General features: G+C 55.6%; 14 protein-coding genes. 9 read left to right on the top strand and 5 right to left on the bottom strand.

The window, feature by feature from the left end; all coding sequences use genetic code 11:
* Positions 1-122: 122 nt before the first annotated feature.
* From U869_RS0110685 to U869_RS0110655, 7 genes are all read left to right on the top strand, one after another.
* Positions 123-866 (top strand): LuxR family transcriptional regulator, encoded by a 744-nt coding sequence (locus U869_RS0110685; protein WP_025122205.1) that lies wholly within the window; start codon positions 123-125, stop codon positions 864-866.
* A 184-nt stretch (positions 867-1,050) separates the two neighbouring features.
* Positions 1,051-1,959 (top strand): glycine--tRNA ligase subunit alpha, encoded by a 909-nt coding sequence (gene glyQ, locus U869_RS0110680; RefSeq protein WP_025122206.1) that lies wholly within the window; start codon positions 1,051-1,053, stop codon positions 1,957-1,959.
* A gap of 9 nt (positions 1,960-1,968) precedes the next feature.
* Entirely contained in the window at positions 1,969-4,038 is a 2,070-nt protein-coding gene (gene glyS / locus U869_RS0110675; RefSeq protein ID WP_025122207.1) for a glycine--tRNA ligase subunit beta, read from the top strand.
* Between the two features lie 170 nt (positions 4,039-4,208).
* Complete coding sequence (locus U869_RS0110670) at positions 4,209-4,928, top strand: DUF3053 domain-containing protein (RefSeq protein ID WP_025122208.1); 720 nt, start codon at positions 4,209-4,211, stop codon at positions 4,926-4,928.
* A gap of 545 nt (positions 4,929-5,473) precedes the next feature.
* The gene (locus U869_RS0110665; protein WP_025122209.1) at positions 5,474-7,390 is read left to right on the top strand and encodes a PTS mannitol transporter subunit IICBA; all 1,917 of its coding nucleotides are present in this window, start codon (positions 5,474-5,476) and stop codon (positions 7,388-7,390) included.
* A 62-nt stretch (positions 7,391-7,452) separates the two neighbouring features.
* Positions 7,453-8,601: a mannitol-1-phosphate 5-dehydrogenase gene (locus tag U869_RS0110660; RefSeq protein WP_025122210.1), complete on the top strand. Its 1,149-nt coding sequence runs from the start codon at positions 7,453-7,455 to the stop codon at positions 8,599-8,601.
* Positions 8,602-8,762: 161 nt separating this feature from the next.
* Entirely contained in the window at positions 8,763-9,320 is a 558-nt protein-coding gene (locus U869_RS0110655) for an MltR family transcriptional regulator (RefSeq protein ID WP_024483278.1), read from the top strand.
* Here the strand turns inward: U869_RS0110655 and U869_RS0110650 are convergent.
* Positions 9,317-9,925 (bottom strand): LysE family translocator, encoded by a 609-nt coding sequence (locus U869_RS0110650; protein ID WP_025122211.1) that lies wholly within the window; start codon positions 9,923-9,925, stop codon positions 9,317-9,319. The genes U869_RS0110655 and U869_RS0110650 overlap by 4 nt on opposite strands.
* 136 nt (positions 9,926-10,061) lie before the next feature.
* Here U869_RS0110650 and U869_RS0110645 point away from each other — a divergent pair, with 136 nt between their 5' ends.
* Together U869_RS0110645 and U869_RS0110640 are read left to right on the top strand one after the other, a co-directional pair.
* Complete coding sequence (locus U869_RS0110645) at positions 10,062-11,531, top strand: PLP-dependent aminotransferase family protein (RefSeq protein ID WP_025122212.1); 1,470 nt, start codon at positions 10,062-10,064, stop codon at positions 11,529-11,531.
* 67 nt (positions 11,532-11,598) lie between these two features.
* A complete protein-coding gene (locus U869_RS0110640; protein ID WP_025122213.1) occupies positions 11,599-11,961 on the top strand; it encodes a YibL family ribosome-associated protein in 363 nt (120 codons plus the stop codon).
* Between the two features lie 161 nt (positions 11,962-12,122).
* Here the strand turns inward: U869_RS0110640 and U869_RS0110635 are convergent, their stop codons facing one another.
* From U869_RS0110635 to sodA, 4 genes are all read right to left on the bottom strand, one after another.
* Positions 12,123-12,902, bottom strand: a complete 780-nt coding sequence (locus U869_RS0110635) for a class I SAM-dependent methyltransferase (RefSeq protein ID WP_025122214.1) — start codon at positions 12,900-12,902, stop codon at positions 12,123-12,125.
* A gap of 49 nt (positions 12,903-12,951) precedes the next feature.
* Positions 12,952-13,626, bottom strand: coding sequence for a 6-hydroxyaminopurine reductase (gene yiiM, locus U869_RS0110630; RefSeq protein ID WP_025122215.1), 675 nt, complete (start codon positions 13,624-13,626; stop codon positions 12,952-12,954).
* Positions 13,627-13,726: 100 nt separating this feature from the next.
* Complete coding sequence (locus U869_RS0110625; RefSeq protein ID WP_025122216.1) at positions 13,727-15,649, bottom strand: methyl-accepting chemotaxis protein; 1,923 nt, start codon at positions 15,647-15,649, stop codon at positions 13,727-13,729.
* 120 nt (positions 15,650-15,769) lie between these two features.
* On the bottom strand, positions 15,770-16,393 hold the full coding sequence (gene sodA, locus U869_RS0110620) for a superoxide dismutase [Mn] (RefSeq protein ID WP_025122217.1): 624 nt from the start codon (positions 16,391-16,393) through the stop codon (positions 15,770-15,772).
* Positions 16,394-16,501: the final 108 nt, after the last annotated feature.

Here is a 16,501-nt window from a genome sequence, read left to right as displayed (position 1 = left end):
ACATTGAATACTTGACCGATTTTTTTAACTTACTATGAGTTTTCTGATTTTTTTATGATAAAATATGACTTCCATGCGGTGCTCTGAAATTTGTAACGGGGATTTCTATAAGGAGATTTTGCGTGCCGAGTTTATTCTTTAATAATGAATTAATTAACTCAGTTATAAAGCGTTATTTGGAAATAAACTTGCGAGAGTATAATAGCATAAAGTACGCCTATGCCATCATGAGCAAAATAAATCCTGCCGATTTCGCCATTATTTCCAACAAAACAGAATGGTTTGAGTTTTATACTGCAAATAACTACCAGTTTATCGATCCGGTATTGATGACCACCTCCCGGAGAGTGACCCCATTCTCGTGGGATGAAAATATCAAGATCGGTTCTGGGTTAAATTACCCCAATATTTTTGATATGGCCAAACACTATAATGTCATCAATGGCTATACGTTTGTGCTGCACGACCATAACAATAATCTGGTAGTGCTGTCTCTTATTATGGATGACACCTGCGACGAAAATATAGAAGAGATGATCAAAGAGAACCAACATAAACTGCAAATGCTGTTGATCACCGTGCATGATAAGTTGACCACGCTCTATCATGAACTGAAAAACACCAGCGATGATGATAAAGTCGACCAAAAAGAGCTGTTCTCCAAGCGCGAGAATGAGGTTATCTACTGGGCAAGCATGGGGAAATCCTATCAGGAAATCGCGCTGATTTTGGGGATTAAGCTCACCACAGTAAAATATCATATCGGCAACGTGGTCAAAAAATTAGGCGTTGCCAATGCCAAGCATGCCATCAGGCTTGGCGTCGAGCTGCAGCTCATCAGGCCGGTGCTTGCCGATCGGCAATGAGAGTGGCCAAGAGCTCAACGTTGCCTTCAGGCGTCTATCAACCCGATCCCTCCTTAAACGGCCACGCAGCGCGCTTTTTTCTCGAAGATTGACACTTGATGCCGGATTCTGGCTGTATATCTTACGGTCAACGGGTATACTGACCCATTCTATTAAATCCACTTGTATCGCGTGCGAAATCAACATGCAAAAGTTTGATACCAAGACCTTTCAGGGTCTGATCCTGACACTACAGGACTATTGGGCGCGCCAGGGCTGCACCATCGTGCAACCGCTGGACATGGAAGTTGGCGCGGGAACCTCCCACCCGATGACCTGCCTGCGTGCACTGGGCCCGGAGCCAATGGCTACCGCCTATGTGCAACCTTCACGTCGCCCAACCGACGGCCGTTACGGGGAAAACCCGAACCGCCTGCAGCATTACTACCAATTCCAGGTGGTGATTAAGCCATCGCCAGAAAACATTCAGGAACTCTACCTGGGCTCCTTGAAGGAACTGGGTCTGGATCCGACCATCCACGATATCCGCTTTGTGGAAGACAACTGGGAAAACCCGACGCTCGGCGCCTGGGGTCTGGGTTGGGAAGTGTGGCTAAACGGCATGGAAGTCACGCAGTTTACCTACTTCCAGCAGGTTGGCGGTATGGAGTGCAAACCGGTCACCGGCGAGATCACTTACGGTTTGGAACGTCTGGCGATGTACATCCAGGGCGTGGACAGCGTTTACGATCTGGTGTGGAGCGACGGCCCACTGGGCGTTACCACCTACGGCGACGTGTTCCATCAGAACGAAGTGGAGCAATCCACCTATAACTTCGAATACGCCGATGTCGATTTCCTGTTCTCCTGCTTCGAGCAGTACGAGAAGGAAGCGCAAACGCTGCTGGCATTGGAGAAACCGCTGCCGCTGCCGGCTTATGAACGTATCCTCAAGGCTGCTCATACCTTCAACCTGTTGGATGCACGCAAGGCGATCTCGGTTACCGAGCGTCAGCGCTATATTCTGCGTATTCGCACGCTGACCAAAGCCGTTGCCGAGGCCTACTACGCTTCCCGCGAAGCGCTGGGCTTCCCAATGTGTAATAAGAAGTAAGAGGCAGCTATGACACAACAGACTTTCCTGGTGGAAATCGGCACGGAAGAGCTGCCGCCGAAGGCTCTTCGCTCACTGGCAGAAGCCTTTGCTGCCAACTTTACCGCTGAATTGGACACCGCTGGCCTGGAACATGGCGAAGTGAAGTGGTTTGCCGCTCCGCGCCGCCTGGCGCTGAAAGTGGCAGACCTGCGTGCTGCGCAGGCCGATCGTGAAGTTGAAAAACGTGGTCCGGCGATTGCCCAGGCGTTTGACGCCGAAGGCAAACCGAGCAAAGCGGCCGAAGGTTGGGCACGTGGCTGCGGGATCACCGTCGATCAGGCCGAGCGCCTGGTGACCGATAAAGGCGAATGGCTGCTGTATCGCGCCCATGTGCCGGGCCAAGCTGCCCAGCAACTGCTGGCGGGTATGGTGGGCACCGCGCTGTCCAAGCTGCCAATCCCGAAACTGATGCGCTGGGGCGATAAAGAGACCCAGTTCGTCCGTCCGGTACATACCGTGACGATGCTGCTGGGCGCAGAACTGATCCCTGGCACCGTGCTGGGTATCGACTCTGCCCGCACCCTGCGCGGCCACCGCTTTATGGGTGAGCAGGAATTCACTATCGATAACGCCGACCAATACCCGCAGATCCTGTTGGAGCGCGGTAAAGTGGTAGCCGATTATCAAACCCGTAAAACCTTGATCAAGCGCGATGCCGAGCTGGCCGCACAGAAGATTGGCGGTAAAGCCGATCTGAGCGAAAGCCTGCTGGAAGAAGTCACCTCGTTGGTCGAATGGCCAGTGGTGCTGACCGCCAAGTTCGAAGAGAAATTCCTGGCGGTGCCTGCCGAAGCGCTGGTGTACACCATGAAGGGCGATCAGAAGTATTTCCCGGTGTATGACGCCGCGGGCAAACTGCTGCCGAACTTTATCTTCGTCGCCAACATCGAGTCGAAAGATCCACAGCAAATCATCTCCGGAAACGAGAAGGTGGTGCGCCCACGTCTGGCTGATGCCGAGTTCTTCTTCAATTCCGACCGCAAGAAGCGCCTGGAAGACAACCTGCCGCGTCTGGAAACCGTGCTGTTCCAACAGCAACTGGGTACTCTGCGCGCCAAGACTGACCGTATCCAGGCCATGGCTGGCTGGATCGCAGGCCAGATCGGGGCAGACGTCAATCACGCCACGCGTGCGGGGCTGCTGTCGAAGTGCGATCTGATGACCAACATGGTATTCGAATTCACCGACACCCAAGGTGTTATGGGCATGCACTACGCACGCCACGATGGTGAAGCCGAAGACGTAGCGGTCGCGTTGAACGAACAGTACCAGCCACGCTTTGCCGGTGATGACCTGCCGCAATCGCTGGTAGCCTGCTCGTTGGCAATTGCCGACAAGATGGACACCCTGGCCGGGATCTTCGGCATCGGGCAACATCCAAAAGGCGATAAAGATCCGTTCGCACTGCGCCGTGCTGCGCTGGGCGTGCTGCGTATTATCGTTGAGAAAAACCTGCCGCTGGATCTGCAAACCCTGACGGAAGAGGCGGTACGCCTGTATGGCGACAAGCTGACCAACGCCAAAGTGGTGGATGAAGTCGTCGACTTTATGCTGGGCCGTTTCCGTGCCTGGTATCAGGAAGAAGGCCACGCGGTGGATACCATCCAGGCCGTATTGGCACGCCGCCCAACCAGGCCAGCCGATTTCGATGCGCGGGTAAAAGCGGTTACGCACTTCCGTACGCTGGAAGCCGCTGCTGCATTGGCCGCTGCCAACAAGCGCGTGTCCAACATCCTGGCAAAATCCAACGATACCCTGCTGGATCACGTTCGTGCTTCGGTATTGAAAGAACCCGCCGAGCTGAAGCTGGCAACCCACCTGGTGGTGCTGCGCGATCAGTTGGAGCCGTTCTTTGCCGAAGGCCGCTACCAGGAAGCACTGGTTGAACTGGCTGCACTGCGTGAAACCGTGGATGCATTCTTCGACAGTGTGATGGTAATGGCGGAAGACGAAGCGGTACGTGTGAACCGCCTGACGCTGCTGAGCAAGCTGCGTGAGCTGTTCTTGCAGGTTGCGGATATTTCCGTACTGCAATAATGGCGTAAGGCCCAAGCAAGCGCCTGCGGGCGCTTAAAACAGCTCCATCGGGCTCACAAAGTAGGGGCGCTGCATGCTGCGCCCGTTTGATCTATTCTTGTAGACGCATGGAGGGCGGCAGACGGCATGGAATCTGATAAAAGACACGTTTAAAACAGGAGTTATGTCACATGGCTGTAGGGATCCAGAGCAGAAGTTTCGCGCGTTGGCTGGCACCGGTGTTGGCATTGTTGGTGGTTATGCAATTGACCGCCTGCGGCGATAAAGAGCCGGAGCAGCGCAAGGCATTCGTTGATTACTTACAGAATACGGTCATGCGCAGTGGCGTACATATCCCGACGTTGAGCGAAGATCAGAAACAGAAATTCGGTGCTTATGCCGGTGATTACGCCATTCTGGTGGGTTTTTCCCAGCAGTTGAGTAAATCGGTAGAGGCTAGCCTGACCCCGGCGCTGGATCAGGTGAATCAGATCCGTACCGCGCAGGATTACATGACCAAGCGCGATAGCCTGCAACAGTCGATCGGTGCGTTAAACCTGCTGGGTCAGCAGATCCAGACCGCCAAGGCCCAGGCGGATACCGCTCATGCGGCGCTGAAGCAGCCGGACGATCTGAAAGCGGTTTACAACCAGGTGTATGACAAGATTGTCACCGCACCGGCCAATGCGCTGATGCCAGCGATCCCAACCACCGCCGGTTTTGTTCAAGACCTGGTGCAGGTAGGGGACTTCTTGCAGGCTCAGGGCAATCAGGTCAGCTTCAGCAACGGTGGCGTGCAGTTCCGCACCCAGCAGCAGGCGACGCAGTACAACACCATGATGTCCAATCTGGTGGCCAAGCAGCAGGACTTGCTGAACGCACAGAAAACCGTGCAGGCGGTAATGCAGTAACCTTGGTTCTAAACAATGTATGTGGGCCAGCGTTTGGTGCCACATACATTATTCCGCTTTTTCCCAACCGCTTGGCACTCTTCCCCCACGTATTTTCTGTACTACACTTCAATTATTCATCACATCTCTTAATGTAGTTTTCTTTCATCCACGCCATGGTTATTTCCCGACGGCATGGGTGCTCACAGGGAAGATGTCATTTCAGGTCACGGCCCGGTGACCGCATGTAAATAAATGGTGATACACATCACAATTTAAAAACAAACACGAGAAGGTAAAAAGTGATTCAAGTCACGTTTTTGCCGCATTTGGCCGCTAAATCTTCTCATTGTGTTTTTTTTACACTGCATAAATGTGATGAATGTCACTAAATATGCTGGGGTGTGGGGGCAGTGTTAGTGACGGCGATCACAATAATTTCGTGAGGTTCGCGTAGTAATAAGAGCGTGGTAGAGTCCGTTTCGCAAACAGCAGCAACAGGGCTAGATCGTTACAACAAATATCGCGCGCTCTTATTGTCAGCGCGTAACAATAGGGGTGTGTTTATGTTTTCACCAGATATTAAGGTTAAAGTACAAAACTTTGGCCGTTTCCTGAGTAACATGGTGATGCCCAACATTGGCGCATTCATCGCCTGGGGTATCATCACTGCGCTATTCATTCCTACCGGCTGGCTGCCAAACGAGACGCTAGCCAAGCTGGTCGGCCCAATGATCACCTACCTGCTGCCACTGCTGATCGGTTATACCGGCGGTAAACTGGTGGGCGGCGAGCGTGGCGGTGTAGTTGGTGCCATCACCACCATGGGTGTGATCGTCGGTGCGGACATGCCAATGTTCCTCGGCTCAATGATTGCAGGTCCGCTGGGCGGCTGGGCGATCAAACACTTTGACCGTTGGGTAGACGGCAAAATCAAAAGCGGCTTCGAGATGTTGGTTAACAACTTCTCTGCCGGCATCATCGGTATGCTGTTGGCGATCCTGGCCTTCATGGGTATCGGGCCGTTGGTCGAAGCCATTTCCAAGGTGCTGGCGGCTGGCGTGCATATCATGGTGGTCAACAACCTGCTGCCATTGACCTCGATCTTCGTTGAACCGGCGAAAATCCTGTTCCTGAACAACGCCATCAACCACGGCATCTTCTCACCGCTGGGTATCCAGCAGGCGACGGAAACCGGTAAGTCGATCTTCTTCCTGATCGAAGCCAACCCAGGCCCAGGTTTGGGCGTCCTGATGGCGTATATGTTCTTTGGCCGCGGCAGTGCCAAGCAGTCTGCAGGCGGTGCGGCGATCATTCACTTCCTGGGTGGTATCCACGAAATCTACTTCCCATACGTGCTGATGAATCCACGCCTGATCCTGGCGGTTATTCTGGGCGGTATGACTGGCGTATTCACCCTGACCCTGCTGAACGGCGGTCTGGTGTCTCCTGCTTCCCCTGGTTCTATCCTGGCGGTGCTGGCGATGACGCCAAAAGGTGCCTACTTCGCTAACCTGGCGGCAGTGTTCGCCGCGTTCGTGGTGTCCTTCGTCGTCTCTGCTTTCCTGCTGAAAACCTCGAAAGTGAAAGAGGAAGACGATCTGGAAGAAGCAACTCGCCGTATCCAGGACATGAAAGCCCAGTCTAAAGGCGCCATCGCGGTAAATGCAGCGGTAGACGGCGACCTGAGCACCGTGCGTAAAATCATCGTGGCTTGTGATGCGGGTATGGGTTCCAGCGCAATGGGTGCTGGTGTGCTGCGCAAGAAAGTGGCGGACGCAGGGCTGAAGAATATCTCGGTAACCAATAGCGCGATCAACAGCTTGCCGGAAGATGTGGATCTGGTGATCACTCACCGCGATCTGACCGAGCGTGCGATGCGTCATGCGCCGCAGGCCCAGCATATCTCGCTGACCAACTTCCTTGACAGCCATCTGTACAGCGATTTGACTGCCCGTTTGGTGGCCGCTAACAAGACCAGCGAAACCGAGCAGAAGGTTATCGCTACCCTGGATGACAGCTTCGACGCCAGCGAACAGAACCTGTTCAAGCTGGGTGAGAACAACGTGTTCCTTGGCCTGCATGCCAGCGATAAAGAGCAAGCGATCCGCTTCGCCGGTGAGCAACTGGTGAAAGGGGGCTACGTCGAACCAGAATATGTTCCGGCGATGCTGGAGCGTGAGAAACTGACCTCTACCTATCTGGGCGAATCCATTGCCGTGCCGCATGGCACTATCGAAGCCAAAGACCGCGTGCTGCGCACCGGTGTGGTGTTCTGCCAGTACCCGCAGGGCGTGCGTTTCGGTGAGGAAGAGGATGAGGTAGCGCGTCTGGTTATCGGCATTGCGGCGCGTAACAACGAGCATATCCAGGTGATCACCAGCCTGACCAATGCGTTGGATGACGAAACCGTCATCGAGCGGCTGGCGAGTACCACCAGCGTCCAGGAAGTGTTGGATCTGCTGGGCGGTAAGAAGGCCTGATAACAGGATCATTTTAAAGGGTGCAGCTTGCTGCACCCTTCGACATTAAGAAAGGGTGGAATATGAAAGCATTACACTTCGGAGCCGGCAATATTGGCCGTGGTTTTATCGGTAAACTGCTGGCCGACGCGCACGCCGAACTGACTTTTGCTGACGTTAACCAGACGGTGCTGGACGCGTTGAATCAACGCAAGAGCTACCAGGTCCATGTGGTAGGCGAGCAGGCGCGCGTTGAAGATGTGAATAACGTCAGTGCCGTTAACAGCGGCAGCGACGAAGCGGTGGCCCTGATAGCTCTTGCGGATATCGTGACGACGGCCGTTGGCCCGCAGATCCTGGCCCGAATTGCCGGGACGATCGCCAAAGGCTTGGTCAAACGCCATCAGCAAGGCAATACTCAGCCGTTGAACATTATCGCCTGTGAAAACATGGTGCGCGGCACCAGCCAGCTCAAACAGCACGTGTTTGATGCACTGCCGCAGGATGAGCAGGCTTGGGTTGAGCAACACGTCGGCTTTGTCGACTCCGCCGTAGACCGCATCGTGCCGCCAGCCGAAGCGGGCAGTACCGACCCGCTGGAAGTGACGGTAGAAACCTTCAGCGAGTGGATTGTCGATCAGACCCAGTTCAAGGGCCAACCTCCTGCCATCGCCGGCATGGAACTGACCGATAACCTGATGGCGTTTGTTGAGCGGAAGCTTTTTACCCTCAACACCGGCCATGCGATCACCGCTTATCTGGGCCAGCGCGCCAAGCTGCAGACCATCCGTGATGCGATCCTCGATCCGGCTATCCGCCAGGTCGTCAAAGGCGCAATGGAAGAGAGCGGCGCGGTATTGATCAAGCGCTATGGTTTCGACGCCGACAAACATGCCGCCTATATCAACAAGATCCTGTCCCGCTTCGAAAACCCGTATCTGCATGATGACGTGGAGCGCGTGGGCCGTCAGCCGCTGCGTAAGCTGAGCGCTGGTGACCGTTTGATCAAGCCGCTGTTGGGCACATTGGAATACGGCTTGCCGCACGCCAACCTGATCCAGGGGATTGCCGCCGCCATGAGCTATCGCAGTGAGCAAGACCCACAGGCACAAGAGTTGGTGGAATTGCTGGCAAAACTGGGTCCAAAAGCCGCGCTGGCGCAAATTTCCGGTTTACCGGTCGACAGCAAGGTTGTGGAAGAGGCAGTTGCTGTGTATAACGCCATGCAGTAAACGCTGTGATATCAAATCAGTGTAAGCAAAACCGTTCCCTTTCCCCACGGATAAGGGGTAGGGGTAGGGTGAGGGGGCAGGGGATCTTTGCCCCCCACTCAGGCTCACTCCCGGTGATTAGCCGGGAGCGTCCGGACAGCCACGCGATTCGAAAAGCGAAGATGATCGAGACCCAGGCATTTGAAAACAAGGTGTTGGAAAAGCTGAACGCAGGCAAGACGGTGCGCAGTTTTCTGATCGCAGCGGTCGAGCTGCTGGCAGAAGCGCTTAACGTCCTGGTGGTGCAGGTTTTCCGTAAAGACGACTATGCGGTGAAATATGCCGTCGAACCGCTATTGTCCGGTGCCGGGCCGCTTGGTGAGCTTTCGGTACGCCTGAAGTTGATGTATGGGCTGGGGGTGATTTCCCGCCACGAATATGAAGATGCCGAACTGCTGATGGCGATGCGTGAAGAGTTGAACCACGATGGCTCGGAATATCGCTTTATTGATGATGAAATTCTGGGTCCGTTTGGCGAGCTGCATTGCGTCAGCGCCCTGCCGCCGGTCCCCACGTTTCTACAGCCCGGCGAGGCGGATGAGTCACTGATCGCCATGCAACACCAGCGCTACCAGCAGATGGTGCGTTCGACCATGGTGCTATCGATCACCGAGCTGCTGGCGGAAATCGGTGCCAAACAGCCCTCTCGCCTCTCCCCGCTCGGTGCTCAAAAGCCTTAAGCCACCAGCGCCCGCCACTCGTCAAACAGCAGCCAAAGCGCGGTGGTTGCCATCAAACCTGCCATCACGCCATTAAATAACCGCAACTTCCAGGTCACTCGCAAAGCGTGGCGTAACCGATCGCCCATTACCGCCCAGATCAAGATGCAGGGGATATTCACCGCGGTGAAGCCTGCGATGGTTAACAGCGTTTGATGCAGCGATGCTCCTTCATGGGGCGTAAACAGGATCGCCACGTTGATGGCCATCAGCCAGGCTTTCGGATTCACTGCCTGGAACAAGGCACCACCGATAAAGCGCATTGGCCGCGCCTGTTGTTTGGCATCCGGTGAAGCTGCTTTATACAATTTCCACGATAACCACAGCAGATACGCACAACCCATCACTGCCAGCGGAAAGCGGATGGTGTCAGCCCAGTTCAGGATCAGCGCCAGCAACAGCGTGGTGAGGGCTAGCTGTGTCGCACAACCCAGGCTGATGCCAAACATCATCGGCAAGGTACGCCGCAGGCCGAAATTGACGCCGGAGGAGGCCAGCAGCAGATTGTTGGGGCCAGGGGTAATCGACATCACGGTCACGTAACTGATAAATGCGGAGTCCAGCATGAGGTTTTCCATACATGATTGGGGGAGATCACCAGCATAAGGGCAGTTGGTAGATGGTGACAGAACCAGAAATCAGCTATTGTCATGGTTACAGTTACGCTAATTTCAAACTGTACCCATTGCCTGGAGAGAAACTGTGACCCTGCTCGACGAGATCCCGGAAACCCGCTACCTGCAACTGGCAGAAACGTTGGCGGCAGCGATCCACCGTGGCACCTTGCCGCCCGGTAGCCGCCTGCCTTCGGTGCGCCGTTGCGCACAGACTCACAGCGTCAGCATCAATACCGTGGTGGCGGCCTATCGCCAGTTGGAAGATCGGGGGCTGATTGAAGCGCGGCCACAGTCCGGTTTTTACGTGCGGGCAACCTTGCCTGCGTTGAAAACGGCATCGGCACCCAGTAGCCGGGTCGGACAACCGGCAGATGATGTGCTGGCCTTGATCGATACGGTTTTTGCTGCCCAGCAGAACCCGGCCTTCACCAATCTGTCGCTCGCCTGTCCGCAGACCGTGGATTTTTATCCCGGCGGTAAACTGGGGCGGATGCTGTCATCACAGCTGCGCCGCCAGCCTAACCTGATTGGTCAATACGCCCTACCGCCGGGCAGCCTGCGCTTGCGCCAACAGATCGCCAGGCGCTCAATGACGCTGGGCATGTTGCTGGAGCCGAGCGACATCACGCTGACACATGGCTGCATGGAAGCTTTGCAGCTGGCGCTCAGGGTGACCACCAAACCGGGCGACTGTGTAGGGCTGGAGTCTCCGACCTATTTTTACCTGCTGCCGCTGCTCGCTAGTCTGGGGCTGAAAGCGTTGGAAATTCCCACCGATCCGCAGCACGGCCTGTCACTGGATGCGCTGGAGTTGCTGTTGCAGGATAAACGGCTCAATGCGGTGATCGCCATGCCGACGATACAGAACCCATTGGGTTGCACTATGCCGCTGGCGGCGAAAAAACGGCTGGCACGCCTGATGAACGATCATCAGGTGCCACTGATTGAAGATGGGCTGTATGCCGAGCTGCAATTTGGCAGCGCGCTCAGCCCGGCGGTAAAGGCGTTCGATAGCGATGGCTGGGTGCTGTTTTGCTCCAGTTTCACCAAAACGCTGGCACCGGACTTCCGCATCGGCTGGGTGGTTGGTGGGCGCTTCAATGAGGCTTTGCGCAAGTTGAAGGCGGTCTCTTCGATGGCAGAGTCGCACCTGCTGTCGGAAACGCTGGCGATGTTTCTGGAGGCGGGGGGATACGATCATCACCTGCGCAATTTGCGCAAACGCTATGCGGCACAGGTGGAAGAGGCCAGAGCGTTGATTGCCCGCCATTTCCCGCACGGCACCAGGGCCACGCAGCCTGCCGGTGGGTTTGTGTTCTGGGTGGAATTCCCGCCAGGGGTGGATACGGTGGCGCTGTTCCATCAACTGCTGGATGAGCAGATCTGCCTGACGCCCGGCACGCTGTATTCCCCAAGTGGGCGTTATCATAACGGGCTGCGGCTTTCCTGCTGTTACCCGTTTAACGCCCGCTATACCCAGGCGTTGGCGCGGGTGGGGGCAAAAGCCTGTGAGATGAGCGGTCTGCCGGCGGGAATTGCGCAAGGTGAGGAGTAACCTGCCGCGCATTTTGCTACACTAGCCCAATATTTTTTAAGCCAAAGAACAAAACAGGCCAAAGACGATGAAAGAGAAAGAAAAAGCCGAGATTAAGCGCCTGAGCGATCTGCTGGACGCCCTTAAGCATAAAGACACCGCGGTGATCCAGCAGGGTAACACCGACCTGATTGCGCAACATCTCAAAGAAAAAGAGAAGCTGGCGACCGAGATCGAGCGTCTGAAAAACGTGCGTGTGGAAAAACTGAGTGCGGAGGCACAAAAGTTGAGCCAACTACCGTTCAGCCGTGAGATCACCAAGAAAGAGCAGGCGGATATGGGCTCGCTGAAGAAAAGCGCCCGTGGCCTGATCGTGGTACACCCAATGACCGCACTTGGCCGCGAAATGGGCCTGAAAGTGGTTACCGGTTACGCCAAAAAAGCCTTCTGATCGCCCCTCACTCCAACCCTCTCCCTTAGGGAGAGGGAGCCCGTTCAGCGTCGTTGGTGGCTAATGTGGCCCTGCGTAGGGGCGCTGCATGCTGCGCCCGTGTTAAGGTCAACCGCGGGCGTCAAATTGTGGCACGTTCGGTTCCCGGGTGAGTGGAACAATCAAGCCTTGGTCGTGAAATACGCGCAGGTCTGGTAAGGCACCGTGAGCGTCTCCTTCCCCCGCAGTTCCTCTTCCTCTGCCACTAACTGGCGGAGCTGGTCGATCACCTGTTCCTGCTGTTGCGGCGGCAACGCAGCGATAAAGCTGGTGGATCGCACGCGGTTATAAATCACATCTTCCGGCGCTCCACTATGCCCCAGCATAAACACTTGCTCCTGTAGTTGGGCAAAGCCAGGGTACGGGAACAGTTTGCGCCATTCACCGGTATAGAAACGTGGCGCATCCCCTTCGTGGCGATCGACAATCTGATTGAGCTTGCGCACCCAGCCAACGCGCGCGTCGCGCATATTCCACACCAACCCAAGCTTGCCGCCGGGTTTCAGCACGCGCTGAATTTCCGCCAGCGCCAAGCGTGTGGCAAACCAGTGAAAGGATTGGGCACACACGATGGCATCCACCGACTCATCCGGCAGCGGTATAGATTCGGCGGTACCAGCCAGCGTGTTCACCTGAGGAAAGGCTGCCGCCAGCTTTGCCAGCATCTGTGCCACCGGTTCAACGGCGATGATGTTGGCACCGGTTTCCAGCAGACGTGGAGTGAATTTGCCGGTACCTGCACCCAAATCGATGACGGTCTTACCGGGCTGTAACTCAAGCGCATCACGCAGCCAAGCGGCGATCTCCGCCGGATAATCCGGGCGGCCCAGAACGTAGCGATCCGCATTGGCCTGATAGCCGGTCGCGGCCGCGTGATGAATGGAATGAGGTGATGTAGCCATAACGCAACTCCCAAATCCAGGTCGAGGGATGTCTGCTGCCTGGTACCGGTTAGCGGCCAAGCAGACGGCGGTTGAGGTCTTCGATTTTGCCACTGGCGATGCGCGTCAGCATGGTTTTGCTCCAACTGGCTGACAGGCCTGCCACCGACAGTAAGCGGCGGTATTGTTCTTCATCGAACGGCATATGCCAGGCGATGCCAATGGCTTCTGCGACGGACACATCGCTATTGCGGCTCACCAGTTCCAGCGGCTGGTCGCCACTGACCAATCCCGTTGATACCACGCGATACAGCCAGCCGCAGCGGCCAGTTTGCTGCATCAGCACCGAAATGTCGGCGATGGCGAAGTGGTAATTGAGCTTGAAGCAAGGGGAGCGCGGTTGGGTAACCTGGATCAGCGCTTCGCCCCAGCGGAAGATATCCCCCATAAACACGTTATGCTCGGTCAGGCCGAGGGTCGAGATATTTTCGCCAAAGGCTGGCGCACAGAACTGCTCGGCCTGCGTCGGGAATTGTTCACGCCAGTGCTCGTAGTGCTCGCGCGGATAGTGGCACAGGGCGCGATCTGGCCCGCCGTGGTAGCTTTTTTCTGCCTGTTCATCGCCTGCCAGACCAAGTGGTGTGAGGTTTATCGCGCCTTCTACCAGGCGTTTGGCTATGGCGCTGGGGCGGCTGCCTTCATAGGGCTGGATCGAACCGAGATATACGTCTGGGTGGTGGTGCATGCTGGCCTCCATTCTCTCTCGTTAATGCTGCGTAGCATAGCCTGAGTCGAGAGGGAGGAACAGAATAACCCGCCCGGAAATCACCAGGCGGGAGGACGGATTAGAAGGTCGTCCAGTTGTCTGCGGAGTTGGTGCTCGGTTTGGCCAGTGATGGAGACTTGAGCTGGGTGGCTTTTGTTTCCACCGGTGTCGCTTTGTCTGCCAAACGGAATACCGCGACGCTTTGCAGCAACATCTCGGCCTGTTCTTCCAGCGAATCGGCAGCGGCGGCAGACTCTTCCACCAGCGCGGCGTTTTGCTGAGTGGTGTGGTCCATTTCCACGATAGCCTGACCAATCTGGGCGATGCCTCTGGTTTGCTCGTCGGAGGCGGCGGCGATTTCAGCCATGATATCGCGCACGTGGGTGACCGAACGGACGATTTGCTCCATGGTGTTACCGGTGTCTTCGACCAGAGCCGTACCGCTTTGCACCCGGTTGACCGACTCGGTGATCAACCCTTCGATTTCTTTCGCCGCCTGGGCGCTGCGCTGGGCCAGGTTGCGCACTTCGCTGGCAACCACCGAGAAACCACGGCCTTGCTCGCCCGCACGAGCGGCCTCAACGGCCGCATTCAGTGCCAGAATGTTGGTCTGGAAGGCAATACCGTTGATCAGGGTGGTAATTTCGGCGATCCGCTGCGAACTGTTGGAGATGTCCCGCATAGTGCTGACCACATTGTTGACCAGTTTGCCGCCTTGCTGGGCGGTTTGTGAGGCATCGGTCGCCAGTTGGTTGGCGTGATGGGCGTTGTCGGCGTTCTGCTTCACGGTGGCGGTGAGCTGCTCCATACTGGCGGCGGTTTCTTCCACTGCGGCGGCCTGCTGCTCGGTACGTGAGGAGAGATCGGTATTGCCTGCCGCGATTTCCCCGGCAGCGGTGGAGACCTGGCTGACCCCCATCTGGATTTTCTCAATCATATCGCGCAGGTTCTGGCTCATCGCGGCGACGGCATTGAGCAACTGGCCCAGCTCGTCACGGCGAGAGCTGGTCTGCGCCTGGCGTAGATCGCCTTTGGCAATACGTTCTGCCAGTTCCAGGGTGCTATGCAGCGGACGAGTGATCTGCAAAGTGATGCGCCATGACACCAACAGGCCAGCCAGAATGGCGATCGCCGTAGTGATCGCCATTTGCCACTGGGCGGTGTTGATATTGTTGTGCGTCTGCGTCAACTCATCCTTCATAAAGTTGTTAACCAACGTACCGATCTCGTCGGCGTAGCCGCCCAGCTGCTTGCTGATTTTGATCTCATTGTCGTAGGCGGGCAGATAGGCTTCGATGTGGTCCTTATACTCGTCCAACACTGTTAACAGAGGTTGCAGCAACGGGCGTTGTGACTCTGCCAGGCGTTGGCTGATCGTATTGGCGGCGCTGCGAGCGTCGTCGATAGCGCCGATCAACGGTTTTTCGGATTCCAGCGTGGGTGTTAACACCAGGCCACGAGCATAGTAGCGGATCAGCGTCAGCTTATCGTTCAACTGGGTAAACGCCAGTTGCAGATCGGCCGTGCCCAATTGGCGTTCAACCTGGCCTAGGCTGTCCTGGACTTCAGACATGTTCCAACTGGCCCGCACCGCGTCTTTATCGGCGACGGCTTTGGCGAACATTTTCTGTTGTTGCTCGTAGTTACCCAGCAACACCACCAACAGTTCCAAATCCTTCCTGCTTTGCGTGTCCCAATCCAGATCCTGTGCATGGCTGGCCAGCTGTAGCGCATTCTCGATATGCTGGCGGTTGCGCTCAAGGAAGTCGGGGTCGTATTTTTGGCTGAACATGGCACGGTAGTATTTCGCCTGAGCGATTTCGCCGGTCAGTTGGTAGCTGAAATCGATGCGGTCGCTGCGTGATTCGATCAGATTGAGATAGGTGATACCGGTGCCAGCGATAATCGTCGCCAGTATTAACATCAGTGAGAAGCCGAGTCCGAGTTTTTTACCTACGGTGAGGTGAACGAATTTTCCTGCCAAAGCTTTCAATGCCGCCATGATTTTTCCCTCTTAGGCGTTAGTCAATTGAACAAAGCATCGGCAAGTAGCGGTTAAACTTTAGCGGGTAACAGGCAAAAAAATGCCCGCATCAGCGGGCATCATCGGAGATAAGCCAAATTATTTCTTGGCTGCGGCGAAGCGGTTGGCCGCTTCATCCCAGTTCACCACGTTCCAGAATGCCTTGATGTAATCCGGGCGACGGTTCTGGAATTTCAGGTAGTAAGCGTGTTCCCACACGTCCAGGCCAACGATTGGCAAGCCTGAAGCGCCGGAGACGGCTTCGCCCATCAGCGGGCTGTCCTGGTTAGCGGTAGAGACTACAGCCAGCTTGTCGCCTTTCAGCACCAGCCAGGCCCAACCAGAACCGAAACGAGTGGCTGCGGCTTTCTCGAACTCTTCCTGGAATTTCTCAACGCTGCCGAAATCACGTTCGATAGCGGCTTTCAGATCGCCACCCAGCGTGGTGCCGGTTTTCAGGCCTTTCCAGAACAGGCTGTGGTTAGCGTGGCCACCTGCGTTGTTACGCATGAAGGTGCGCTTGTCCGCAGGGACTTTATCCAGATCCTGGATCAGCGCTTCTACGCTCAGCGAAGCCAGCTCAGGGTAAGCTTCCAGCACGGTGTTGGCGTTGTTGACGTAGGTCTGATGGTGTTTGGTGTGATGGATTTCCATCGTCTGCTTGTCGAAATGCGGTTCAAGTGCGTCGTATGCGTAAGGCAGGGATGGCAGTGAATAACTCATAATCATCATCTCCAGTAGTGTAGAGCGGCGCAAAATGTGAGCACCGCGTAAGCAGTATGATGCATTATAATTAATTAAATGATATTGAAAATGATTATCAATGCCCTA

This window comes from Serratia sp. H1w, assembly GCF_000633355.1.
In the GTDB taxonomy this organism is placed as follows: domain Bacteria; phylum Pseudomonadota; class Gammaproteobacteria; order Enterobacterales; family Enterobacteriaceae; genus Chania.
This window is presented reverse-complemented; position numbering and strand designations above follow the sequence as displayed.